Here is a 22,763-nt window from a genome sequence, read left to right as displayed (position 1 = left end):
ACACAAGGCCGCTCCTACAGTAACCGCGTCAGTCTAGGTGAGCGCGGTCGGTGTAGGAGCGGCCTTGTGTCGCGAAACGAGGGCAAAGCCCTCGCCGCTCAGGTCAGCAATGTCGAGTTACAGCGCTGCAATCCGCGCATGCTGCTCGGTAAAGTTGGCCAGTGCCTGTTCGGCTTCGGCCAGCTTGGCGCGTTCCTTGTCGATCACCGCAGGCGGTGCCTTGTCGACAAAGGCAGCATTCGACAGTTTGCCGCCGACGCGCTGGACTTCGCCCTGCAGACGCTGGATTTCCTTGTTCAGGCGCGCCAACTCGGCATCCTTGTCGATCAGCCCAGCCATCGGCACGAGCACCTGCAGATCACCCACCAGTGCGGTCGCCGACAACGGCGCTTCGTCGGCTTCACCGAGCACGGTGAACGACTCGACCTTGGCCAGCTTCTTCAGCAATGGTTCGTTTTCCCGCAGGCGGCGCTGGTCTTCGCCACCGGCGTTCTTGAGGAACAGCGGCAGCGGTTTGCCCGGGCCGATGTTCATCTCGGCGCGGATGTTGCGCAGGCCGTTCATCAGCTGTTGCAGCCATTCGATATCGCCTTCGGCAACGGTATCGATACGGCTCTCGTTGGCCACCGGCCACGGTTGCAGCATGATCGTCTTGCCGCTGACGCCGGCCAGCGGCGCGATGCGCTGCCAGATCTCTTCGGTGATGAAGGGCATGAACGGATGCGCCAGGCGCAGTGCCACTTCAAGTACCCGCACCAGCGTGCGACGCGTGCCACGGGCGCGCTCGATCGGGGCGTTTTCGTCCCACAGGACCGGCTTGGACAGCTCCAGGTACCAGTCGCAATACTGGTTCCAGATGAACTCGTAGAGTGCCTGGCTGGCCAGGTCGAAGCGGAACTGCTCCAGCTGACGGGTCACTTCGGCTTCGGTGCGCTGCAGCTGCGAGATGATCCAGCGATCAGCCAGAGACAGCTCGTAGGCTTCGCCGTTCTGGCCGCAGTCTTCGCCCTTGTCCAGCACGTAGCGCGCGGCGTTCCAGATCTTGTTGCAGAAGTTGCGATAGCCTTCGACGCGGCCCATGTCGAACTTGATGTCGCGACCGGTCGACGCCAGCGAGCAGAAGGTGAAGCGCAAGGCATCGGTGCCGTAGCTGGCGATGCCTTCCGGGAACTCGGCCTTGGTCTGCTTGGCGATCTTCTCGGCGAGTTTTGGCTGCATCATGCCGCTGGTGCGTTTTTCCAGCAGGGCATCGAGGGTGATACCGTCGACGATGTCCAGCGGGTCAAGCACGTTGCCCTTGGACTTGGACATCTTCTGGCCTTGGCCATCACGCACCAGGCCGTGCACATAGACAGTCTTGAACGGTACCTGCGGGGTGCCGTCCTCGTTCTTCACCAGGTGCATGGTCAGCATGATCATCCGGGCAACCCAGAAGAAGATGATGTCGAAACCGGTGACCAGCACGTCGGTGGAGTGGAATTTCTTCAGGAACTCGGTTTGCTCTGGCCAGCCGAGAGTGGAGAAGGTCCACAGCCCCGAGCTGAACCAGGTGTCCAGCACGTCGTCGTCCTGACGCAGCACCACGTCGCTGCCCAGCTGATGCTTGGCGCGGACTTCGGCTTCGTTGCGGCCAACGTAGACCTGGCCGGCTTCGTCGTACCAGGCCGGGATGCGGTGGCCCCACCACAGCTGACGGCTGATGCACCAGTCCTGGATGTCGCGCATCCACGAGAAGTACATGTTTTCGTACTGCTTGGGCACGAACTGGATACGGCCGTCTTCAACGGCCGCAATCGCAGGCTCGGCCAGCGGCTTGGTCGACACGTACCACTGGTCGGTCAGCCACGGCTCGATGATGGTCCCGGAGCGGTCGCCCTTGGGCACCTTCAGGGCGTGGTCATCGACGCTGACCAGCAAGCCCTGGGCATCCAGGTCGGCAACGATCTGCTTGCGCGCGACAAAGCGGTCGAGGCCGGCGTATTGCGCAGGCAGGCTGGCGTCGAGCTGATCGTTGAGGCTGCCGTCGAGGTTGAACGCCTGGGCGTTGGCCAGCACCAGCGCATTCTTGTCGAAGATGTTCAGCAGCGGCAGGTTGTGACGCTTGCCGACTTCATAGTCGTTGAAGTCGTGGGCCGGGGTGATCTTCACGCAGCCGGTGCCGAACTCGGGATCGCAGTAGTCGTCGGCGATGATCGGGATAAGACGCCCGACCAGCGGCAGTTTGACGAACTTGCCGATCAGCGCCTGATAGCGCTCATCGCTCGGGTTGACCGCAACCGCCGCGTCACCCAGCAGGGTTTCCGGGCGAGTGGTGGCAACTACCAGGTAGTCCTTGCCATCAGCGGTGGTGGCGCCATCGGCCAGCGGGTAGCGCAGGTTCCACAAGTGGCCCTTCTCGTCGTGGTTTTCCACTTCAAGGTCGGAGATCGCCGTGTGCAGCTTGGTGTCCCAGTTGACCAAGCGTTTGCCGCGGTAGATCAGGCCGTCTTCATGCAGGCGCACGAAGGCTTCCTTGACCGCATCGGACAAGCCGTCATCCATGGTGAAGCGCTCGCGGCTCCAGTCGACCGACGAGCCCAGACGGCGGATCTGCCGGCTGATGTTGCCGCCGGACTGTTCCTTCCATTCCCAGACCTTGTCGAGGAACTGTTCGCGGCCCAGATCGTGGCGGCTCTGGCCTTTGGCCTCGAGCTGACGCTCTACCAGCATCTGCGTGGCGATACCGGCGTGGTCGGTGCCCGGCTGCCACAGGGTGTCGCGACCCTGCATGCGGCGGAAGCGGATCAGGGCATCCATGATCGCATTGTTGAAACCATGGCCCATGTGCAGGCTGCCGGTCACGTTTGGCGGCGGGATCATGATGGTGTAGGACTCGCCTGCACCTTGTGGGGCGAAGTAGTTCTCGGACTCCCAGGTGTTGTACCAGGAAGTTTCAATGGCGTGCGGCTGGTAGGTCTTATCCATGCGCGGCGGGACCCTTAGGCATTAATTCGGGAAAGCCGAGCAGTATAACGGAGCGGCTGGTTGCACGCGACAGGCGCCTGAGTCGATCGCGGCGAGTGCTGCGTGCAGACTTCGTCAGCCGCCGCTACGCGGCACTGCGGGCTGTGCGGTTACTCGGGGCGCTTGAGCAGGCGCTCCATTCGGGCATCGAGACGGCGTTTGATTTCGGTCTCGATGTGCGGGGTGTAGTCGTTGATGACGTCCTGCATGATCAACTGCGCAGCAGCGCGCAGCTCGGCGTCCAGCCGCAGCAAGGTGTCCTGGCGGCGCGCCTGGGCAGCGTCGTCGTCCTCGGCTTCGATTTCGGCCACGGGCGTCGGCGCTCGGTTGCCTTGCGGCTCGTCGAGCACCAGCGGGATTTGCTCGACGGTATCGGTCAGCAGCGGCGGTTGCAGGTTGTCGTCGCCCAGCAGCACCCGAATCGACTCGAGATCATCCAGCAGGTGGGCGGAGGTAGGCAGAGAAGAAGGCTTGTCCATCGTCGTTAAAGTCGCTGTAGGCGGTGATTGTGCAGAGCATAGCCCTGTTCCCGGTAGAAACGGAACCGTTCTCGGGCCGCCTCGCGAATCGCTGGCGCCTCGACGACGATTTCCGCTACACGCTGGAAGTTGCCGACAAAGCCTGGCACTTCGCCGCCAAGGTTGATCAGCAGGTCGGCATGGCTGCCGGCATCGTTGCCCAGACCCAGCACCACCACGGCGTTGGCATCGACCTCGGCCAGATCGTGGGGCACAAAGGCTTCGCCCTTGAACTGCCACAGGCGTTGGTCGAGCTGAGCGCGCTGGTCGGCATCCTCGCAATGCAGGTACACCTGATGGCCCAGCCGCCAGGCTTTCTCGCACAGCTTGCAGGCAAAATCCAACCGTGCGTCGAGGGCGTCGGTGGGCAGCACATAGAAGTCTACTTGGCTCATGATTCAGTCCGTTGGCGGCAGCCCCTGCGGGCTGCCGCCCTGCCCGGTCAGGCGTTGGCGCGGTCGAGCAGATACTGGGTCAGCATCGGTACCGGGCGGCCAGTGGCGCCCTTATCCTTGCCGCCGCTGATCCAGGCGGTGCCGGCGATGTCCAGGTGGGCCCAGTTGTAGGCCTTGGCAAAGCGCGACAGGAAGCAGGCAGCGGTGATGGTGCCGGCCTTTGGCCCGCCGATGTTGGCGACGTCGGCGAACGGGCTGTCGAGCTGCTCCTGATACTCATCGAACAGTGGCAGCTGCCAGGCGCGGTCGTCGGCGCGCTTGCCGGCGTCGAGCAGTTGCCCGAGCAGTTCGTCGTTGTTGCCGAGCATGCCCGTGGTGTGGCTGCCTAGAGCGACGATGCAGGCGCCGGTGAGGGTGGCGATGTCGATCACCGCCTGCGGCTTGAAGCGCTCGGCGTAGGTCAGGGCGTCACACAGCACCAGACGGCCTTCAGCGTCGGTGTTGAGGATTTCGACGGTTTGCCCGCTCATGGTGGTGACGATGTCGCCCGGGCGTGTGGCATTGCCGCTCGGCATGTTCTCGGCACAGGCGAGGATGCACACCAGGTTGATCGGCAACTTCAGTTCAAGCACGGCGCGCAGGGTGCCGAACACGCTGGCGGCGCCACACATGTCGTACTTCATTTCATCCATGCCGGCGCCCGGCTTGAGGCTGATGCCGCCGGTGTCGAAGGTGATGCCTTTACCGACCAGGACATAGGGTTTTTCGCTTTTTTTGCCGCCCTGGTACTGCATGACGATCAAGCGTGGCGGCTGCTCGCTGCCCTGGCCGACCGCATAGAAGGCACCCATGCCCAGTTCTTTGATTTTTTTCTCGTCGAACACTTCGACCTTGAGGCCCTTATGCGTCTTGCCCAGCTCCTTGGCCTGTTCAGCCAGGAACACCGGGTGGCACAGGTTAGGCGGCAGGTTGCCGAGGTCGCGAGTGAAGGCCATGCCGCTGGCAATCGCGGTAGCGTGCTGCACGGCGCGTTCGACTTCGGCCAAGCCAGCCTTGTCGGCCAGCAGGGTAATTTTCTTCAGGGCGCGCGGCTCGGCTTTCTGGCTCTTGAAGCGGTCGAACACGTACTCGCCATCGAGCAGGCTTTCAGCCAGCAGGCGGTATTTGCCGTAATGACCTTCGCGACCGGTGATGGCGATATCGTCCAGCGCCAGCACGGCATCGCTGCCACCGAGGTTTTTCAGCACGCCGGCGACAGCGTTGGCCACCTTGCGCCAGCTGCGGTCGCCAAGGTCATCCTTGCCGCTGCCGACCAGCAGCACGCGCTCGGCCTTCAAGCCGGCTACACCGTGCAGGAGCAGGGTCTGGCCCGGCTTGCCGGCCAGGTCGCCGCGCTTGAGCACGGCGCTGATGGCGCCGTTGCTGGCTTCGTCGACAGCCTTGGCGATTTCACCGAGCTTGCGCCCTTCGCCAACGGCCAGTACCAAAGTTGCGGTTTTCACCGATGCAGCAGCTACGCTCTTTACAACCAGTTCCATGTACGGGTCCCCGAATGGTCAGTCAGATAGCGCATGGGCTTTCGTCAGCCCTGGATACGCTCGATGCGAGCCTGGCCGCGTACTCGCGTGCCAGCAGGAAAGCTGCCAGTTTGAGCCTCGCGCAAGCGTGCTGACAACCCCGATGTCTGCGCTGATGCGTAGCCAAGTGACAGGCGAGGGCAATCACAGGATAATGCGCGCACTTTACATGGAGGTTCGCCCCTGGCGAACCGGCATTGGTCTTGGCTGTCTGAAGCCATTGTTTGGCGTCCGCCCCTGACAACCCAGGAGTGTCTGGTTTGATCGTCTTTCGTTATTTGTCCCGCGAGGTCCTGCTGACCTTGAGCGCCGTCAGCGCTGTGCTGCTGGTGATCATCATGAGCGGGCGTTTCATCAAATACCTGGCGCAGGCCGCACAGGGGGTTCTTGACCCGAGCGTGCTGTTCCTGATCATGGGCTTCCGGCTGCCGGGTTTCCTGCAGTTGATCCTGCCATTGGGGCTGTTCCTGGGTATCTTGCTGGCTTATGGCCGGCTGTACCTGGAAAGCGAAATGACCGTGCTGTCTGCCACCGGCATGAGCCAGCAGCGTCTGCTCGCCATGACCTTGGCACCGGCTGCGCTGGTGGCACTGCTGGTGGCCTGGCTGAGCCTGAGCCTGGCCCCGCAGGGCGTCGCGCAGGTGCAGCAGATCATCTCTCAGCAGGATGCGCTGACCGAGTTCGATACCTTGGTGCCTGGGCGTTTCCAGACCTTGCGTGACGGCTCGCGGGTGACCTACACCGAGCAACTGTCGGACGACCGCGTCAACCTCAGTGGCGTGTTCATCTCCGAGAAGCGCTTCAACCAGGACAAGACCAAGGACCGCGCGCCTTCGGTACTGGTGGCTGAAAAGGGCCACCAGGAAGTACAGGCCGACGGCAACCGCTATCTGGTGCTGGAAAACGGCTACCGCTACGACGGTAACCCCGGCCAGGCCGATTACCGTGCGATCAAGTACGACACTTATGGCGTCTTGCTGCCCAAGCCTGAAGTCAGCGAAGAAGTCACCGAGCGTGAAGCCATCCCGACTTCCGAGCTGTTCGGCCAGACGGGCCTGCGTGAGCGCGCCGAGCTGCAATGGCGCTTGTCGCTGCCGCTGCTGGTATTCATCGTGACCTTGATGGCGGTGCCGCTGTCGCGGGTCAACCCACGCCAAGGGCGCTTCCTCAAGCTGTTGCCGGCGATTCTTCTCTACATGGCTTACCTGACAATGCTGATTTCCGTACGCGGCGCCCTCGAGAAGGGCAAGCTGCCAATCGCCCTGGGCATGTGGTGGGTGCATGGGTTGTTCCTGCTCATCGGCCTGGGCCTGATGTACTGGGAACCGATGCGCCTGAAACAGGCTGCACGGCGCGCGGAGGTGACCCGTGGCCAAGCTTGATCGTTATATCGGCATGAGCGTGCTGGTGGCCATTCTGGCGGTCCTCGGCATCATTCTCGGGCTGGCTTCGCTGTTTGCCTTCATCGATGAGATGGGTGACCTGAGCGACACCTACAGCGTGCTCGACGCCAGTTACTTCGTGTTACTGACCGCGCCGCGGCGGCTATACGAGATGCTGCCGATGGCGGCCTTGATCGGCTGTCTGATTGGTCTTGGCAGCCTGGCCAGCAGCAGCGAGCTGACCATCATGCGTGCGGCGGGCGTGTCCATCGGCCGCATCGTCTGGGCAGTGATGAAACCGATGCTGGTACTGATGCTGGTTGGTCTGTTGATCGGCGAATACATCGCGCCGGTGACGGAGAACAAGGGGCAGGCCGAGCGGTCGCTTGCTCAGGGTGGCGGTGAGGCGCAGAGCTCCAAGCGCGGTATGTGGCACCGGCAGGGTGATGAGTATGTGCACATCAACTCGGTGCAGCCCAATGGCTTGTTGTTGGGTGTGACCCGTTATCGCTTTGATGCCGAGCGCAAGATCATCACCTCGAGCTTTGCTCGTCGTGCTACCTACAGCACTGATCATTGGCAGCTGAATGACGTCACTACTACGCACTTTCGCGGGGATCACACTGAGGTGATCAAGGCGCCGGAAGAGCGTTGGGATGTGTCGGTTACGCCTGAGCTGCTCAATACCGTGGTGTTGGCGCCTGAGTCGCTGTCGATTACCGGGTTGTGGGATTACATCCATTACCTGGCTGATCAGGGGCTGAACAATGCGCGTTACTGGTTGGCGTTCTGGGGCAAGGTGCTGCAACCGGTGGTGACGGCGGCGCTGGTGTTGATGGCGATCTCGTTTATCTTTGGGCCGTTGCGGTCGGTGACCTTGGGGCAGCGGGTGTTTACCGGTGTGCTGGTTGGGTTTACCTTCAAGATTGCTCAGGATTTGCTGGGGCCTTCTAGTCAGGTGTTTGGCTTCCCGCCGTTGTTGGCGGTGCTGTTGCCGGCGGGGATTTGTGCGTTGGCTGGGGTTTGGTTGCTGCGTCGGGCGGGGTGACCGGGGCGGTCCGGGCTATATTTGGGCTGTTCGCGCTCAATGGGAGCTTCTCCGGAGTTTTTGGTGGCTGATCGGGCCCCTTTCGCCTTTACGGCGAGTTACTTTTTTGGCAAACGCCGCGCCCCAAAAAAGTAACCAAAAAAGGGCTTGGCTCCACATCCGGCCCCTTCGCTGCGCTGCGGGGTTCCCTCGCTCCGGTCTTGCTCCCGGGAGGACCGCGCTGTACGGCCCATCCTGGGCCGCAGCGCTTGCCGGCCATCCATGGCCGGCACCTCCCTCCGCAAGACCTGCGCTCGGCCTCCTGAGTCGCCGGTAGATCAAGATCAAAAGCAGATCAAGATCAAGGGCACGCCTCGCTGCGCTGGCGCAGAGCTTGAGCGGCTTGGCTGCTATGTTCTCAACGGCTCAGAATCACTTCTTCTGCTTTGGCACGCGCACCAACTCCGTCTGCGAATAGATGTCATGCCAGCAGCGTTTGCGTTTGTCGAACAGTGCCCAGACAAAGCCCAGGCCCAGGCATAGCCATGACGCAATCGACACGACAAAACGCAACAGCGCCTGCCACAGGCTGATGGCGCTGCCGTCGGCGTTCTGTACTCGTACGCCCCATACCTGCATGCCCAGGGTCTGGCCGCCGTGGGTCCAGAATTTGGCGAAGAAACCGAACAGCGCGAACAGCAGTACCGTCGACAGCAGCGGGTCGCCATCCAGCGCGCCGGCGTCGGTGAGGGTGCGCATGCGCTCCTGGCCAATGATCGACATCTGGATCAGCTTGTACGCCCCGGCGGTGACGATCAGCAGTGCCGTGCACAGCAGAAAGTCGTAGAACATCGCCGCCAGTCGGCGCCCGAGGCCGGCGGGTGGGAACTCGCCTTGGGGGTGCAGGGTGTGTTTGGGCATGCAGGCAACTCGTCAGGCCAAAAGCGCATTCTATGAAATTGCAGGCGTAAAAAAGCCCCCGCATGTCAATGCGGGGGCTTTTTTATATCAGTTGTCAGGCGATTACTTGCACTTCATCAGCCTGCAGGCCTTTTTGACCCTGAGTTGCCACGAAGCTGACCTTCTGGCCTTCTTTCAAGGTCTTGAAGCCGTCGCCCTGGATTGCGCGAAAGTGCACGAACAAGTCCGCGCCGCTTTCCGGGGTGATGAAGCCGTAGCCTTTTTCATCGTTGAACCATTTGACGGTACCGTTCTGACGCTGAGCCATTGTCTTGTTTCCCATGAATCTTCTAGAGGGTGATAACCGCGCACTGCTGTTGCAGGCAGTCGGCAAAATTACGCTGTAGTGCAGGAAACCAAGCGTCGTCGAACGGGTTGTAGCGGACCGCGGCTACTGGCCCAAGTCACGATCAATTGCGACCCATGCAAACACAGTGGGCTGAATGTACGCCAACTTTTGCGACCATGACAAGCCCTCGCATAACACCCAATAACAGGATCTCAGGCGCACTGTTTAATAGTGCTCCAGATACCATGGCGCCTGGGCTGGCGCCATTTTCAAAAAGTTATCGAACAGGTTCGAAATCGAATAAGCAGGCCGGCTTAGCCGCGGTAGTAACGTGGCGCAACAAAAGGCATCTTGCTCACTTTCAACGGCACGTTCTTACCCCGCACTACCGCATTCAGGGGAGTGTCGAGTGCGGTGTGGGCGAGGTCCACGTAGCCCATCGCAAGCGGTGCTCCCAGGGTCGGACCGAAGCCGCCGCTGCAGACCTTGCCGACTACCTTGCCGGAGGCATCGACAATCTCGGCGCCCTCACGCACCGGAGTCCGTTCCTGCGGCAGCAAACCGACCCGTTTACGCGCCACGCCCTGGTGCTGTTGGGCGAAGATCTGCTCGGCACCGGGGAAGCCACCGGCACGTTCGCCGTCGGCGCGGCGTACCTTGGATATGGCCCAGAGCAGGCTGGCCTCGATCGGTGTGGTCGTGCTGTCCATGTCATGCCCATACAGGCACAGGCCGGCTTCCAGGCGCAGCGAGTCCCGCGCGCCAAGGCCGATGGCCTGCACTTCAGGCTCTTGCAGCAGGCGCCGGGCCAGCAGCTCTGCACCTTCGGCCGGTACCGAAATCTCGTAACCATCTTCGCCGGTGTAACCCGAGCGGCTGACGTAGCAGTCCAGACCGAGCAACTTGACTGCACGGAACTGCATGAAGGTCATGCTCGCTACCTCTGGCGTCAGGCGCGCCAGCACCGTTACCGCGGCCGGGCCTTGCAGGGCTAGGAGCGCACGCTCGGTAAACAGCGGCTGGATCTCGCACTGGCCTTCGAGGTGTTGGCGCAGGTGCGCCAGGTCCTGCTCCTTGCAGGCAGCATTGACCACCAGCAGCAACTCATCGTTGCCCAGGTTGGCCACCATCAAGTCATCCAGAATGCCGCCAGCGTCGTTGGTGAACATCGCATAACGCTGCATGCCGACTGGTAGGTCGATGATGTCGACCGGTACCAGGGTTTCCAGCGCCTGCGCCGCAGCGCTGCCGCTGAGGCGGATCTGGCCCATGTGCGAGACGTCGAACAAACCGGCCTGGGCGCGGGTGTGCTGGTGTTCTTTGAGCACGCCGAGCGGGTACTGCACCGGCATGTCATAACCGGCGAACGGCACCATGCGCGCGCCCAGTTCCAGGTGCAGCGCGTGCAGCGGGGTCTTGTGCAGCTGTACTTCGGACATCGGTGACTCCTTGAGAGTGGTTCAGATCAACATTCGATGATGTTGACGGCCAGACCGCCGCGGGCGGTCTCCTTGTATTTGCTTTTCATGTCGGCGCCGGTCTGGCGCATGGTGCGGATCACCTTGTCGAGCGAGACGAAGTGCTGGCCATCGCCGCGCAAGGCCATGCGCACGGCATTGATCGCCTTGACCGAGCCCATCGCGTTGCGCTCGATGCACGGCACCTGGACCAGCCCGCCAATCGGGTCGCAGGTCAGCCCGAGGTTGTGCTCCATGCCGATTTCGGCGGCGTTCTCGACTTGCTGGGCAGTGCCGCCCATGACCTCGCACAGCGCCCCGGCAGCCATCGAACAGGCTACGCCGACCTCGCCCTGACAGCCGACTTCGGCGCCGGAAATCGACGCGTTTTCCTTGTACAGAATGCCGATCGCTGCGGCGGTCAGCAGGAATCGCACCACGCCGTCCTCGTTGGCACCGGGCACAAAGCGCATGTAGTAGTGCAGCACGGCCGGGATGATCCCGGCGGCACCGTTGGTGGGCGCTGTGACCACGCGCCCGCCGTTGGCGTTTTCTTCGTTGACCGCCAGTGCATACAGGTTGACCCAGTCGAGCACCGACAAGGCATCGCGCAGGCTGGCTTCCGGGTGCTGGCTGAGCTGTCGGTACAGCGCCGGCGCACGGCGTTTGACCTTGAGTCCTCCAGGCAAGATGCCTTCGTGCTGGCAGCCGGCACTGACGCAGTCCTGCATGACCTGCCAGATCCGCAGCAGGCCGTCCCGGGTTTCCTGTTCCGGTCGCCAGGCCGCTTCGTTGGCCAGCATCACCTGGCTGAACGAAAGCTGCTGCGCGCTGCAATGGCCGAGCAACTGTTTGCCGGTGGTGAACGGGTAGGCCAGGACGGTGCGGTCTTCGACGATGCGATCGTGTCCGGCCGCTTCTTCATCGACCACGAAGCCGCCGCCGACCGAGTAATACTCGCGGCTGCGCAACTGCAAACCGGCCTCGTCGAAGGCGCGAAAGATCATGCCGTTGGGGTGATAGTCGAGCGGCTTGCGGATCATCGCCAGGTGCTGCTTTTCGTTGAAGGCGATTTCGTGCTCACCGAGCAGGCACAGCCGGCCACTGCTGCGAATAGCCTGCAGGCGCGGGGCGATGCTGTCGGTATCGACGCTGTCGGGCTGGGCGCCTTCAAGGCCGAGCAGCACCGCCTTGTCGCTGCCGTGGCCCTTGCCGGTGGCACCGAGCGAGCCATACAGCTCGGCCTTGACGCTGGCCGTCTGGCTCAGCAGGCCGTCGCGGCGCAGGCCTTCGGCGAAGCGCGCGGCCGCGCGCATCGGCCCAACCGTGTGTGAGCTGGAGGGGCCGATGCCAATTTTGAACAGGTCGAACACGCTCAGGGACATGGATTGCTCCTCGGAACAGGCCTGGCTGTCGGGTGCGCCCGCCTCCAGTGGAGGCGGGCGAGGCGGCTATCAGACGTCCTGATAGCTCTCGATCGACGGGCAGGCGCAGATCAGGTTGCGATCACCAAACACGTTGTCGACCCGACCCACTGGTGGCCAGTACTTGGCTTCAACCAGGCTTGGCAGCGGATACACCGCCTGCTCGCGGCTGTAGCCGTGGGCCCATTCCCCGACCAGCTCGGCAGCGGTGTGCGGGGCGTTCTTCAGCGGGTTGTCATCCTTGTCCAGATAGCCGTTTTCGACGGCGCGGATCTCTTCGCGAATCTTGATCATGGCATCGCAGAAGCGGTCCAGTTCTTCCCGCGATTCACTCTCGGTCGGCTCGATCATCAACGTGCCGGCCACCGGGAACGACATGGTCGGGGCGTGGAAGCCGTAGTCGATCAGGCGCTTGGCCACGTCATCGACGCTGATGCCGCTGCTGTCCTTGAGCGGGCGCAGGTCAAGAATGCACTCGTGCGCCACCAGGCCATTGCTGCCGGTGTACAACACAGGATAGTGCTCTTCCAGGCGGCGGGCGATGTAGTTGGCGTTGAGGATGGCCATCTGCGAGGCGCGGGTCAGGCCAGCGCCACCCATCATGCGGATGTACATCCAGGTGATCGGCAGGATGCTGGCGCTGCCGAACGGCGCGGCGCAGACCGCACCGGTGGTGTTTTCCAGCGCCGCGTGGCCGGGCAGGAACGGCGCCAGGTGTGATTTGACGCCAATCGGGCCGACACCCGGGCCGCCACCGCCGTGGGGGATGCAGAAGGTCTTGTGCAGGTTCAGGTGCGAGACGTCGCCACCGAACTTGCCCGGCGCGCACAGGCCGACCATGGCGTTCATGTTGGCGCCGTCGATGTACACCTGGCCGCCGTTGTCATGGATGATCGCGCAGATTTCGCCGATGGCTTCCTCGAACACGCCATGGGTGGACGGGTAGGTGATCATGATCGCTGCCAGCTGCTCGCGGTGCTCGACGGCCTTGGCGCGCAGGTCGGCGATGTCGACGTTGCCGCGCGCATCGCAGGCGGTCACTACCACACGCATACCTGCCATGTGCGCGGTAGCCGGGTTGGTGCCGTGTGCCGACGACGGGATCAGGCAGATATTGCGGTGCGCGTCACCACGGCTGCGGTGGTAGGCACGGATCGCCAGCAAGCCGGCGTACTCGCCCTGGGAGCCGGCGTTGGGTTGCAGCGACACCGCGTCATAGCCGGTGGCAGCGCAGAGCATCGCCTCCAGCTCGTTGGTCATCTGCAGGTAGCCCTGGCTTTGCTCGGCGGGGGCGAACGGGTGCAGGTTGCCGAATTCGGCCCAGGTTACCGGGATCATTTCGCTGGCGGCGTTGAGCTTCATGGTGCAGGAGCCCAGCGGGATCATGCTGCGGTCCAGCGCCAGGTCCTTGTCCGCCAGCTTGCGCAGGTAGCGCATCAGCTCGGTTTCGCTGTGGTAGCGGTTGAACACCGGGTGTTCGAGGATCGCCGACTGCCGACGCAGCGCTGCTGGCAGGTGAGACTCATCAGCCGCAGCCAGGGCGGCGAAGTCGGGCAGCGACTGCTCGCCGGCAAATAGCTGCCAGAGCGCTTCGACGTCAGCCTGGGTGCTGGTTTCATCAAGCGACAGGCCCAGCTGCTCGGCGTCGATCTGGCGCAGGTTGATGCGCTGCTCGCGGGCCTTGTGGTGCAGGGCGGCGGTGGTTGCGCCTGTGGCCAGGGTCAGCGTGTCGAAATACGCCTGGGTCTGCAGGGTGACGCCCAGTTGCTCCAGGCCAGCGGCGAGAATTGCGGTGAGCGCGTGAGTACGCTCGGCGATGCGCTTGAGGCCAGCCGGGCCGTGGTAAACGGCGTACATGCCGGCGATGTTGGCCAGCAGGACCTGCGCGGTGCAGATGTTGCTGGTGGCCTTCTCGCGGCGGATATGTTGCTCGCGGGTCTGCATGGCCAGGCGCAGGGCGGTCTTGCCGAAGCGGTCAATCGACACGCCGACCAGGCGGCCTGGCATATCGCGTTTGAATGCATCGCGGGTGGCGAAGTAGGCCGCATGCGGGCCGCCGAAGCCCAGCGGCACGCCGAAGCGCTGCGCGCTGCCGATGGCCACGTCGGCTTCGAATTCACCGGGTGGGGTCAGCAAGGTCAGCGCCAGCAGGTCAGCAGCCACCGCGACCAGGGCGTTGCCGGCGTGCAGGCGCTGGACCAGTTCGCGGTAGTCGAACACATCGCCATTGCTGGCCGGGTATTGCAGCAGTGCGCCGAAGAAGCGGCTGGTGTCATCCAGCGTGCGCTCGTCACCGATCACCACTTCGATGCCCAACGGCTCGGCACGGGTGCGCAGTACGTCGAGGGTCTGCGGGTGGCAATGCTGCGAAGCGAAGAAGCTGTGGCTGGCCTTGTTTTTCGACAGGCGCTTGCAGAAGGTCATGGCTTCGGCGGCAGCGGTGGCTTCGTCGAGCAGCGAGGCGTTGGCGATCGGCAGTCCGGTCAGGTCACTGATCATGGTCTGGAAGTTCAGCAGGGCTTCCAGGCGACCTTGGGAGATCTCTGGCTGGTAAGGCGTGTAGGCGGTGTACCAGGCCGGGTTTTCCAGCAGGTTGCGCAGGATCGGGGCAGGCGTGTGGGTGTTGTAGTAGCCCTGGCCGATCAGGCTTTTGAACAGCTGGTTCTTGCCAGCGATGGCTTTCAGCGCGGCAAGCGCCTCGGCTTCACTCTGGCCGTCGCTGCTGCCGAGCACGCTGGTGCCCTTGATGCTGTCGGGGATCACCGCGGCGCTCATGGCGTCGAGGCTGTCAAAACCCAACTTGGCGAGCATGCTCTGCTCGTCAGCGGTGCGCGGGCCGATATGGCGGGCGATGAATTCGTTGGCAGTGCCGAGGTTACTGGTCATGGTCGGTCCTCAAGCGTCAGCGTTGGCTTTGATCAGGCGGTCGTAGGCATCCTGGTCAAGCAGTTTAGCCACGGCGTCGGCATCGGCCGGCTGGAAGCGGAAAAACCAGCCTGCGCCCAACGGGTCTTCGTTGACCAGTTCAGGGTTTTCAGCCAGTTGCTGATTGACCTCGAGCACTTCACCGGTCAGCGGCATGTACACGCCACTGGCGGCTTTCACTGATTCCACGGTGGAGGCTTCTGCGCCTTGCTCGTAGTGCTGCAGCTCAGGCAGTTGCACGTACACCACGTCACCCAAGGCGTTCTGGGCAAAGGCGGTGATGCCTACGGTGACGCTGCCGTCGGCTTCGCTGCGCAGCCATTCGTGATCTTCAGTGAAACGCAATTCGCTCATGGGGATTCCTCAAAGAAACAGGGCGTTGGCGCGGTCGTCCGCGCTCTTGGTAGAGGATTGGTTAGCAATAACGTTGCCAGTTATAAAATTACTAGTTAATTCAGTGGCTTATGTTTATTTCGGAACAGCGAGTGATGAACATTGTAATGATTTCGATACGGGTGAAGCGGTGTAAAAATGCTTAGGTGTATCAAACCCTTGCATAGGGAGGGCTTTCGCAGGCTGGAATGTATTCGATACGATGTATCGAAATCGCTACGTGAGTTTTGCTTGTTGCCCGACCACGTCAACGGGACTCGCTGGAAAGTCACGCCGCATTCACTTCCTTGCAAAATTGTAATGTTGCCGCCACCGCGCTGATAGCTGCCGTTCATTAGCGTGCCTGCACTTGATTCAACAGGGCTTGGCGGCGGCCGCAGGGTGCTTGCCAGGTTTCAGTGAAATGTGTGCAGAGGACCCTTACCGTGCCCCGGTTCAACCGTTCCACCTTGATCAGCAAGCCAGCCTGGGCGTGCCGGCTGCTGGCTGTCTGCGCCCTGCTCGGCGCCGGCCTGGCCGCGCCGGCACTGGCCCAGGGCCTGAGTTTGACCCAGGCCCTGGCCCAGGCCATGGCGGCCAACCCGCAGTTGGCAGCTGCCCGGCAGGAAATCGGGATCGCTCAAAGTGCGCGTGACCAGGCTGGGGTCATGCCCAACCCTGAGCTGTCTTACGAGGTTGAAGACACTGACCGCAACAGCAGCACGACCACGATCACGCTCAGCCAGGCGCTGGAGCTGGGTGGCAAGCGTGGTGCGCGCATCGAAGCTGCCAGCTACGGCCAGAGCGTCGCCCAGCTGGAGCTGGCGCGTCAGGTCAACAGTCTGCGCGCCGATGTTGTGCAGGCCTTTCATGCCGCGCTGCGCGCGCAGGTCGGGGTCGATCTGGCGCGCCAGTCGCAGCAGCTCGGCGAACGCGGCCTGAAGGTTGTCGATGGCCGGGTGCGGGCGGGCAAGTCGTCGCCGGTCGAGGCGACCCGCGCCCAGGTCGAGCTGGCCGAAGCGCGCCTGCAGTTGCGCCGTGCTGAAACCGAACAGGCCATGGCTTACCAGAACCTGGCCCTGATCAGCGGCAGCGCCACTGCCGATGTTCAGCGGCTGGATGCGCCGAGCCTGTCGCCTGGCTTGCCGCCATCCTCCGTCGACCTGCTGGCCCGGCTCGAGCAGACCGCCGAGATGCGCCACGCGTTGGCCGTGATCGACCAGAGCGATGCCGCGCTTGGCTCGGAAAAGGCCCTGCGCGTACCTAACCTCACCGTCAGTGTCGGCAGCCAATACGACCGCGCCGTGCGCGAGCGGGTCAACGTGGTCGGCCTGTCGATGCCGTTGCCGCTGTTCGATCGCAACCAGGGTAACGTGCTCTCGGCGGCGCGCCGCGCCGATCAGGCGCGCGACCAACGCAACGCGGTCGAGCAGCGCCTGCGCAGTGAAACCCAGACCGCGCTGCTGCAATGGACCCGCGCAATGCACGAGGTCGAGACCTACGAGCAGACCATTCTACCGGCAGCCCAGCAGGCGCTCGACAGCGCCACTCGCGGTTTCGAAATGGGCAAGTTCGGCTTTATCGAAGTGCTCGATGCCCAGCGCACCTTGATCACCGCACGCGGCCAGTACCTCGACTCGCTGGGCGCCGCCAGTGCTGCCCGGGCGCAAGTGGAACGGATCTACGGCGACCTTGATGGTGCCGTTGCCGCGCGTTGAGCGGCCAGACGCTTTATTCGGTACCTGGCGGCTGAGCCCGTCACTGCCCACGATCAGCAGGAGTAGCAATGAACAACACACGCAAGATCGCCCTCGCGGTGGCCGCCGTGGCCGCCCTCGGCCTGGGCAGCCTGCTCTGGAGCTCGAATGCCGAGCAGCACGCCGATGCCCATGGCAAGGATGACGATCATGGCCATGCCGAGACGCAGGCGACGCCAGCCAAAAACTCAGGCGAGGATGATCACGACCACCTAGAGGGCGCTGAAGACGAGCACACCGAAGCAGGCCATGGAGAAGAGGAGGGCAAGCTGACTCTCAGTGCCGAGCAGATCAAGGCGGCGGGCATCGTCCTCGCCCTTGCGGGGCCACGCCAGCTCGGCACCGTGGTGAGCTTCCCTGGGGAGATTCGCTTTGACGAAGACCGCACCGCGCACGTGGTGCCACGGGTGCCTGGCGTGGTCGAAAGCGTGCACGCCAATCTCGGCCAGGCGGTGCGCAAGGGCCAGGTGCTGGCGGTGATCGCCAGCCAGCAGATCTCCGACCTGCGCAGCGAACAGCAGGCCGCCCAGCGCCGGCTCGAGCTGGCCCGGCTGACCTTCACCCGCGAACAACAGTTGTGGCAGGACAAGATTTCTGCCGAGCAGGACTACCTGCAGGCCCGCCAGGCCCTGCAAGAGGCTGAGATTGCCCAGGCCAATGCCCGCCAGAAAATCGCCGCAATCGGCTCTGCCATCGGGGCCGCCGGCGGCAACCGCTACGAACTGCGAGCACCGTTCGATGCAGTAGTGGTGGAGAAGCACCTGAGCGTCGGCGAAGTGGTCAGCGAGGCCACCAACGCGTTCATTCTGTCGGACCTCAGCCAGGTCTGGGCGACGTTTGCGGTGCCGCCCAGTGACTTGAACAAGGTCACCACCGGCCGCGCGGTCAAAGTGTCCTCGCCAGACATGAATGCCGAAGTCGACGGCAAGGTCGGCTATGTCGGCAGCCTGCTCGGTGAGCAGAACCGCGCGGCAACCGTGCGCGTCACCCTGACCAATCCCGAGGGGGCCTGGCGCCCAGGCCTGTTCGTAAATATCGCGGTGACGGCGCAGTCGGCCCAGGTCGCCGTGGCCGTGCCCGAGTCGGCTGTACAAACCCTCGAAGCACAGCCTGCGGTATTCGTGCGCAGCGTCGACGGCTTCGAGGCGCACCCGGTCAGCCTTGGTCGGCGTGACGGCGGTTACGTGGAGATAACCACGGGCCTGCAAGCCGGTGTCCAGGTCGCTGCCAGTGGCAGTTTCACGCTCAAGTCGGAGCTGGGCAAGGCCACTGCCGAGCACAGCCACTGATGCGCCGCGAAAGGAAGATTGCCCATGTTTGAACGTCTTATCAGATTCGCCATCGAGCAGCGCATCGTGGTCATGATCGCAGTGCTGATCATGGCTGCGGTCGGGGTCTACAGCTACCAGAAACTGCCCATCGATGCGGTCCCGGACATCACCAACGTCCAGGTCCAGATCAACACTGCCGCGCCAGGTTATTCACCGCTGGAAACCGAACAGCGCATCACCTTTGCCGTGGAAACGGCCATGGCCGGCCTGCCGGGGCTGCTGCAGACCCGCTCGCTGTCGCGCTCGGGCCTGTCGCAGGTCACGGTGATTTTCAAGGACGGCACCGACATCTTCTTCGCCAGGCAGTTGGTCAACGAGCGTCTGCAGGTGGCCAAGGCGCAATTGCCGCAAGGCGTCGAGGCGATCATGGGCCCGGTATCGACCGGGCTCGGCGAGATTTTCCTGTGGACCGTCGAGACCGAGCCTGGCGCGCTGAAGGAAGACGGTACGCCCTACACCCCGACCGACCTGCGGGTGATCCAGGACTGGATCATCAAGCCGCAGTTGCGCAACGTGCCCGGGGTTGCCGAAATCAACACCATTGGCGGCTACGCCAAGCAGTACCAGATTGCGCCCGATCCCAAGCGCCTGGCTGCCTACAAGCTGACCTTGAATGATTTGCTGACTGCCCTGGAAAGCAACAACGGCAACGTTGGCGCCGGCTACATCGAGCGCAGTGGCGAGCAATTGCTGATCCGCGCACCTGGCCAGGTGGGCACTGTCGATGACATCGCCAACATCGTCATCAGCAGCGTTGGCGGCGCACCGATCCGCGTCAGCAATGTCGCCGAAGTCAGCATCGGCAAGGAGCTGCGCTCCGGCGCTGCCACCGAGAACGGCCGTGAGGTGGTGCTCGGCACCGTGTTCATGCTGATCAACGAGAACAGCCGCAGTGTGTCGCAAGCGGTTGCCAGCAAGCTCGCCGAGATCAACCGCACGCTGCCCAAGGGCGTGGTGGCGGTCACCGTCTATGACCGCACCAATCTGGTCGAAAAAGCCATTGCCACGGTCAAGAAGAACCTGATCGAAGGGGCGATTCTGGTCATCGTGATTCTGTTCCTGTTCCTCGGCAATATCCGCGCGGCGTTGATCACGGCGATGGTGATCCCGCTGTCGATGCTGTTCACCTTCACCGGCATGTTCAACAACAAGGTCAGCGCCAACCTGATGAGCCTGGGCGCGCTGGACTTCGGCATCATTGTCGACGGCGCGGTGGTGATCGTGGAAAACGCCATCCGGCGTCTGGCCCATGCCCAGCACAAGCACGGGCGCATGCTGAGCAAGACCGAGCGTTTCCATGAGGTGTTCGCGGCGGCCCGCGAGGCGCGCCGGCCGTTGATCTTCGGTCAGTTGATCATCATGGTGGTGTACCTGCCGATCTTTGCCCTCACCGGGGTCGAGGGCAAGATGTTCCACCCGATGGCGTTCACCGTGGTGCTGGCGCTGCTCGGCGCGATGATCCTGTCGGTGACGTTCGTGCCTGCCGCAATTGCCATGTTCGTCACCGGCAAGGTCAAGGAAGAGGAAGGCGTGGTCATGCGCACCGCGCGCCAGGGCTACCAGCCGGTGCTGCGCTGGGTGCTGGAGCATCGCCGGTTTGCCTTCGCCGGGGCATTCATCTTGGTACTGCTCAGCGGCGTGCTGGCGACGCGCATGGGCAGCGAGTTCATCCCCAGCCTGAGCGAGGGCGATCTGGCCTTGCAGGCGTTGCGGGTGCCGGGCACCAGCCTGACCCAGTCGGTCGACATGCAGCAGCGTCTGGAAAAAGCCATCATCGAGCAGGTCCCAGAGGTGGAACGGATATTTGCCCGTACCGGCACCGCCGAAATCGCCTCCGACCCGATGCCACCGAACATCTCCGATGCCTACATCATGCTCAAGCCGCAGAGTCAGTGGCCCGACCCGAGCCTGTCGCGGGAGGCATTGATCGCCCAGGTGCAGAAGGCAGCCGCCAGCGTGCCGGGCAGCAACTATGAGCTATCGCAGCCGATTCAGTTGCGTTTCAACGAGCTGATCTCCGGTGTTCGCAGTGATGTTGCGGTCAAGGTTTTCGGCGATGACATGGATGTGCTCAACCGCACTGCGGCCAAGATCGCCACGGCGTTGCAGGGCGTGCCAGGTGCGTCCGAGGTCAAGGTCGAACAGACCACCGGCTTGCCGGTACTGACCATCAATATCGACCGTGACAAGGCCGCACGTTATGGCCTGAGCATGGGCGCTGTGCAGGATGCCATCGCCATCGCGGTAGGTGGCCGTGAGGCTGGCACCTTGTATGAAGGCGACCGCCGTTTCGACATGGTGGTGCGCCTCTCGGAGACCTTGCGCACCGACGTTGCCGGGCTGTCCAGCCTGTTGATCCCGGTGCCGGCAAGCGCCGCCAGCGGGGCCCAGCAGATTGGCTTCATCGCCTTGTCGCAGGTGGCCAGCCTGGACCTGCAGTTGGGGCCCAACCAGATCAGCCGCGAGAACGGCAAGCGCCTGGTGGTGGTCAGCGCCAACGTGCGCGGGCGTGACCTTGGCTCGTTCGTTGCGCAGGCCAGCGAGACCCTGGCCAGCACGGTCGCCATCCCGGCAGGTTACTGGACCAGCTGGGGCGGCCAGTTCGAGCAGTTGCAGTCGGCGGCCAAGCGGCTGCAGATCGTGGTGCCGGTGGCTTTGCTGTTGGTCATGACCTTGCTGTTCTTGATGTTCAACAACCTCAAGGACGGCTTGCTGGTGTTCACCGGGATTCCCTTTGCCCTGACCGGCGGGGTGGTGGCACTGTGGCTGCGTGATATCCCGCTGTCGATCTCGGCTGGGGTGGGCTTTATTGCCTTGTCCGGGGTCGCGGTGCTCAACGGGCTGGTGATGATCGCGTTCATCCGTGGGCTGCGCGAGGAGGGTTGCAGTGTCAGGCTGGCCGTGGATGAAGGTGCGCTGACCCGGTTGCGACCGGTGTTGATGACGGCGCTGGTGGCGTCGCTCGGCTTCATCCCGATGGCCTTGGCCACCGGCACCGGCGCTGAGGTGCAACGGCCGTTGGCGACCGTGGTGATTGGCGGGATTCTGTCGTCTACGGCGTTGACGCTGCTGGTGTTGCCGGCGCTGTATCACTGGGTGCATCGGCGTGATGATGAGGCAGAGAAGACTTGAGGTAGTTACCTACAACAAAAAACCCACAATGCATATTGTGGGTTTTTTATTGAAGATTGAATAGAGCGGGGCCGCGCAGCGGCCCCGTTATTTGTATCACTACTTACTTTCAATGCGCGGCTGTTTCGGCTGTTGCGCAACTTGCTCTTTGTCATCCTGGCGCAACGACTTGCTGTCCCACAGTCGTGCCTGCTCAGTACGAAAATCCTGATTGAATTGCTTGACGCGCTCATGCCCGCCTTCAGCATATGCGGTGCCGGCCATTCCAATCAGCAAACTGGCCATGGCCATGCACTTCAGCAGTTTCATAATTAACCTCGCTATCGTCAACCTGCCGGGAACGGCGGTTTCTCTCGCATGCAGATTAACCAGGCGAAGTTAACGCGAGGGTGAGTTGGCCATTACAGTCTGGTTAGGTTGGCGCGCTCATAACGGCACCGGGTAATCGGCGCGCTAACGATTAGTGCAGCGTTAGTTGAATTCAATTTTTGAACTTTCATTACCTGACCATTCGTCTTGCTTTGATAAAAATACGGGCACGATCTTTAACCGATTTTCTCCCAATAGGTAGGTGACGCTGTGCTGCGGTATCGCCCAGCGTCTGACAAAGCCTGACCTAAGCCTGAGGACTGTGTTCGGCGTGGGCAGTTTGCTGCCCAATGACATGCCGCGCAGTCAGGCGTTGCCAACCGCAGACGTCGCGGTAGGGCAAACCGTCCACTGATGAACAACGCGCTGAGCGCAATCACTCAATCCATTGCAACGGGAGTCGAAGCTTATGTCCGCTGACCTACTCACGTACTTCTGGATTGCCGTAGCGGCAATCATCCTGCTGCTTGACCTGTGGGCCATCGTCAGTGTGTTTCGCAGTGACAAGGCTGACGCCACCAAGATCATGTGGGCGTTGCTGCTGGTCGTCCTGCCGGTAATTGGCCTGGCTATTTGGGGCATTGCCGGGCCACGTGGGATCAAGCGCGGCACGGGCCCCTCATCACCCGACCACAGCAAAGGCTAGGAGAAAAAAGTATGCGCAACCCCGCCGATAAACAACACCAGCAACAAACACCGAGCAAGCCCGCAGGAGAGGCCGAGCGCGACAACGATGCACGCCGGCCAGACGGCTCGACGGGCACTGAGCATGACTCGACCGCGCAGAAAACAGCACGCCAGGAAGACCAGCAGCGCAAATAAAAATGAAAAAGCGGCGCGCATCT

Annotated in this window: 18 protein-coding genes; 7 read left to right on the top strand and 11 right to left on the bottom strand. The window is 62.7% G+C overall.

Annotated features, from left to right (window positions below; all coding sequences use genetic code 11):
- Positions 1 to 117: 117 nt before the first annotated feature.
- From HU736_RS12440 to HU736_RS12425, 4 genes are all read right to left on the bottom strand, one after another.
- A complete protein-coding gene (locus HU736_RS12440) occupies positions 118 to 2,964 on the bottom strand; it encodes a valine--tRNA ligase (RefSeq protein ID WP_103436194.1) in 2,847 nt (948 codons plus the stop codon).
- A gap of 149 nt (positions 2,965 to 3,113) precedes the next feature.
- On the bottom strand, positions 3,114 to 3,482 hold the full coding sequence (locus tag HU736_RS12435; RefSeq protein WP_186697507.1) for a DNA polymerase III subunit chi: 369 nt from the start codon (positions 3,480 to 3,482) through the stop codon (positions 3,114 to 3,116).
- A gap of 5 nt (positions 3,483 to 3,487) precedes the next feature.
- On the bottom strand, positions 3,488 to 3,916 hold the full coding sequence (locus HU736_RS12430) for a DNA polymerase III subunit chi (protein WP_103436196.1): 429 nt from the start codon (positions 3,914 to 3,916) through the stop codon (positions 3,488 to 3,490).
- A 47-nt stretch (positions 3,917 to 3,963) separates the two neighbouring features.
- Positions 3,964 to 5,454: a leucyl aminopeptidase gene (locus HU736_RS12425; RefSeq protein ID WP_186697509.1), complete on the bottom strand. Its 1,491-nt coding sequence runs from the start codon at positions 5,452 to 5,454 to the stop codon at positions 3,964 to 3,966.
- Positions 5,455 to 5,753: 299 nt separating this feature from the next.
- Here HU736_RS12425 and lptF point away from each other — a divergent pair, with 299 nt between their 5' ends.
- A complete protein-coding gene (gene lptF, locus HU736_RS12420) occupies positions 5,754 to 6,875 on the top strand; it encodes an LPS export ABC transporter permease LptF (protein ID WP_103436198.1) in 1,122 nt (373 codons plus the stop codon).
- Positions 6,862 to 7,923: an LPS export ABC transporter permease LptG gene (gene lptG / locus HU736_RS12415; RefSeq protein ID WP_101316912.1), complete on the top strand. Its 1,062-nt coding sequence runs from the start codon at positions 6,862 to 6,864 to the stop codon at positions 7,921 to 7,923. Before lptF ends, lptG begins: the two co-directional genes overlap by 14 nt.
- 411 nt (positions 7,924 to 8,334) lie before the next feature.
- On the opposite strand, the gene HU736_RS12410 is transcribed toward lptG, so the two are convergent.
- The 6 genes from HU736_RS12410 to gcvH form a co-directional block, all read right to left on the bottom strand.
- Positions 8,335 to 8,823: an RDD family protein gene (locus HU736_RS12410; RefSeq protein WP_186697511.1), complete on the bottom strand. Its 489-nt coding sequence runs from the start codon at positions 8,821 to 8,823 to the stop codon at positions 8,335 to 8,337.
- A 94-nt stretch (positions 8,824 to 8,917) separates the two neighbouring features.
- Complete coding sequence (locus tag HU736_RS12405; RefSeq protein ID WP_101316916.1) at positions 8,918 to 9,130, bottom strand: cold-shock protein; 213 nt, start codon at positions 9,128 to 9,130, stop codon at positions 8,918 to 8,920.
- 335 nt (positions 9,131 to 9,465) lie between these two features.
- On the bottom strand, positions 9,466 to 10,590 hold the full coding sequence (gene gcvT, locus HU736_RS12400; RefSeq protein ID WP_186697513.1) for a glycine cleavage system aminomethyltransferase GcvT: 1,125 nt from the start codon (positions 10,588 to 10,590) through the stop codon (positions 9,466 to 9,468).
- 26 nt (positions 10,591 to 10,616) lie between these two features.
- Positions 10,617 to 11,993: an L-serine ammonia-lyase gene (locus HU736_RS12395; protein WP_186697515.1), complete on the bottom strand. Its 1,377-nt coding sequence runs from the start codon at positions 11,991 to 11,993 to the stop codon at positions 10,617 to 10,619.
- A gap of 69 nt (positions 11,994 to 12,062) precedes the next feature.
- Complete coding sequence (gcvP, locus tag HU736_RS12390) at positions 12,063 to 14,918, bottom strand: aminomethyl-transferring glycine dehydrogenase (protein ID WP_186697517.1); 2,856 nt, start codon at positions 14,916 to 14,918, stop codon at positions 12,063 to 12,065.
- A 9-nt stretch (positions 14,919 to 14,927) separates the two neighbouring features.
- Positions 14,928 to 15,311 carry a glycine cleavage system protein GcvH gene (gene gcvH / locus HU736_RS12385; protein ID WP_186697519.1) on the bottom strand — a complete coding sequence of 128 codons (384 nt, stop codon included), beginning with the start codon at positions 15,309 to 15,311 and terminating at the stop codon, positions 14,928 to 14,930.
- Positions 15,312 to 15,829: 518 nt separating this feature from the next.
- Here gcvH and HU736_RS12380 point away from each other — a divergent pair.
- The 3 genes from HU736_RS12380 to HU736_RS12370 all read left to right on the top strand — a co-directional run bounded on the left by HU736_RS12380 (position 15,830) and on the right by HU736_RS12370 (position 21,549).
- Positions 15,830 to 17,047 (top strand): TolC family protein, encoded by a 1,218-nt coding sequence (locus HU736_RS12380; RefSeq protein ID WP_437180463.1) that lies wholly within the window; start codon positions 15,830 to 15,832, stop codon positions 17,045 to 17,047.
- Between the two features lie 68 nt (positions 17,048 to 17,115).
- The gene (locus HU736_RS12375) at positions 17,116 to 18,375 is read left to right on the top strand and encodes an efflux RND transporter periplasmic adaptor subunit (protein WP_186697523.1); all 1,260 of its coding nucleotides are present in this window, start codon (positions 17,116 to 17,118) and stop codon (positions 18,373 to 18,375) included.
- A gap of 24 nt (positions 18,376 to 18,399) precedes the next feature.
- On the top strand, positions 18,400 to 21,549 hold the full coding sequence (locus HU736_RS12370) for an efflux RND transporter permease subunit (protein ID WP_186697525.1): 3,150 nt from the start codon (positions 18,400 to 18,402) through the stop codon (positions 21,547 to 21,549).
- Positions 21,550 to 21,648: 99 nt separating this feature from the next.
- Here the strand turns inward: HU736_RS12370 and HU736_RS12365 are convergent, their stop codons facing one another.
- Complete coding sequence (locus HU736_RS12365; protein WP_186697527.1) at positions 21,649 to 21,858, bottom strand: hypothetical protein; 210 nt, start codon at positions 21,856 to 21,858, stop codon at positions 21,649 to 21,651.
- Positions 21,859 to 22,327: 469 nt separating this feature from the next.
- On the opposite strand from HU736_RS12365, the gene HU736_RS12360 reads away from it, so the two are divergent.
- Both HU736_RS12360 and HU736_RS12355 read left to right on the top strand, forming a co-directional pair.
- Positions 22,328 to 22,564, top strand: coding sequence for a PLD nuclease N-terminal domain-containing protein (locus HU736_RS12360; RefSeq protein ID WP_103436209.1), 237 nt, complete (start codon positions 22,328 to 22,330; stop codon positions 22,562 to 22,564).
- 11 nt (positions 22,565 to 22,575) lie between these two features.
- Positions 22,576 to 22,740, top strand: coding sequence for a hypothetical protein (locus tag HU736_RS12355; protein WP_181003773.1), 165 nt, complete (start codon positions 22,576 to 22,578; stop codon positions 22,738 to 22,740).
- The last annotated feature ends 23 nt before the right edge of the window (positions 22,741 to 22,763 follow it).

The sequence above is a fragment of the Pseudomonas shirazensis genome, from assembly GCF_014268785.2.
Lineage (GTDB): Bacteria > Pseudomonadota > Gammaproteobacteria > Pseudomonadales > Pseudomonadaceae > Aquipseudomonas > Aquipseudomonas shirazensis.
This window is presented reverse-complemented; position numbering and strand designations above follow the sequence as displayed.

Bases quoted from the DNA above. Each gene is read 5' to 3' on its own strand.
- gcvH (WP_186697519.1), bottom strand. From the start codon at position 15,311: ATGAGCGAATTGCGTTTCACTGAAGATCACGAATGGCTGCGCAGCGAA.
- HU736_RS12430 (WP_103436196.1), bottom strand. From the start codon at position 3,916: ATGAGCCAAGTAGACTTCTATGTGCTGCCCACCGACGCCCTCGACGCA.
- HU736_RS12360 (WP_103436209.1), top strand. From the start codon at position 22,328: ATGTCCGCTGACCTACTCACGTACTTCTGGATTGCCGTAGCGGCAATC.
- HU736_RS12375 (WP_186697523.1), top strand. From the start codon at position 17,116: ATGAACAACACACGCAAGATCGCCCTCGCGGTGGCCGCCGTGGCCGCC.
- HU736_RS12370 (WP_186697525.1), top strand. From the start codon at position 18,400: ATGTTTGAACGTCTTATCAGATTCGCCATCGAGCAGCGCATCGTGGTC.
- HU736_RS12435 (WP_186697507.1), bottom strand. From the start codon at position 3,482: ATGGACAAGCCTTCTTCTCTGCCTACCTCCGCCCACCTGCTGGATGAT.
- HU736_RS12365 (WP_186697527.1), bottom strand. From the start codon at position 21,858: ATGAAACTGCTGAAGTGCATGGCCATGGCCAGTTTGCTGATTGGAATG.
- HU736_RS12395 (WP_186697515.1), bottom strand. From the start codon at position 11,993: ATGTCCCTGAGCGTGTTCGACCTGTTCAAAATTGGCATCGGCCCCTCC.
- HU736_RS12410 (WP_186697511.1), bottom strand. From the start codon at position 8,823: ATGCCCAAACACACCCTGCACCCCCAAGGCGAGTTCCCACCCGCCGGC.
- HU736_RS12440 (WP_103436194.1), bottom strand. From the start codon at position 2,964: ATGGATAAGACCTACCAGCCGCACGCCATTGAAACTTCCTGGTACAAC.
- HU736_RS12405 (WP_101316916.1), bottom strand. From the start codon at position 9,130: ATGGCTCAGCGTCAGAACGGTACCGTCAAATGGTTCAACGATGAAAAA.
- gcvP (WP_186697517.1), bottom strand. From the start codon at position 14,918: ATGACCAGTAACCTCGGCACTGCCAACGAATTCATCGCCCGCCATATC.
- HU736_RS12425 (WP_186697509.1), bottom strand. From the start codon at position 5,454: ATGGAACTGGTTGTAAAGAGCGTAGCTGCTGCATCGGTGAAAACCGCA.
- gcvT (WP_186697513.1), bottom strand. From the start codon at position 10,590: ATGTCCGAAGTACAGCTGCACAAGACCCCGCTGCACGCGCTGCACCTG.
- HU736_RS12355 (WP_181003773.1), top strand. From the start codon at position 22,576: ATGCGCAACCCCGCCGATAAACAACACCAGCAACAAACACCGAGCAAG.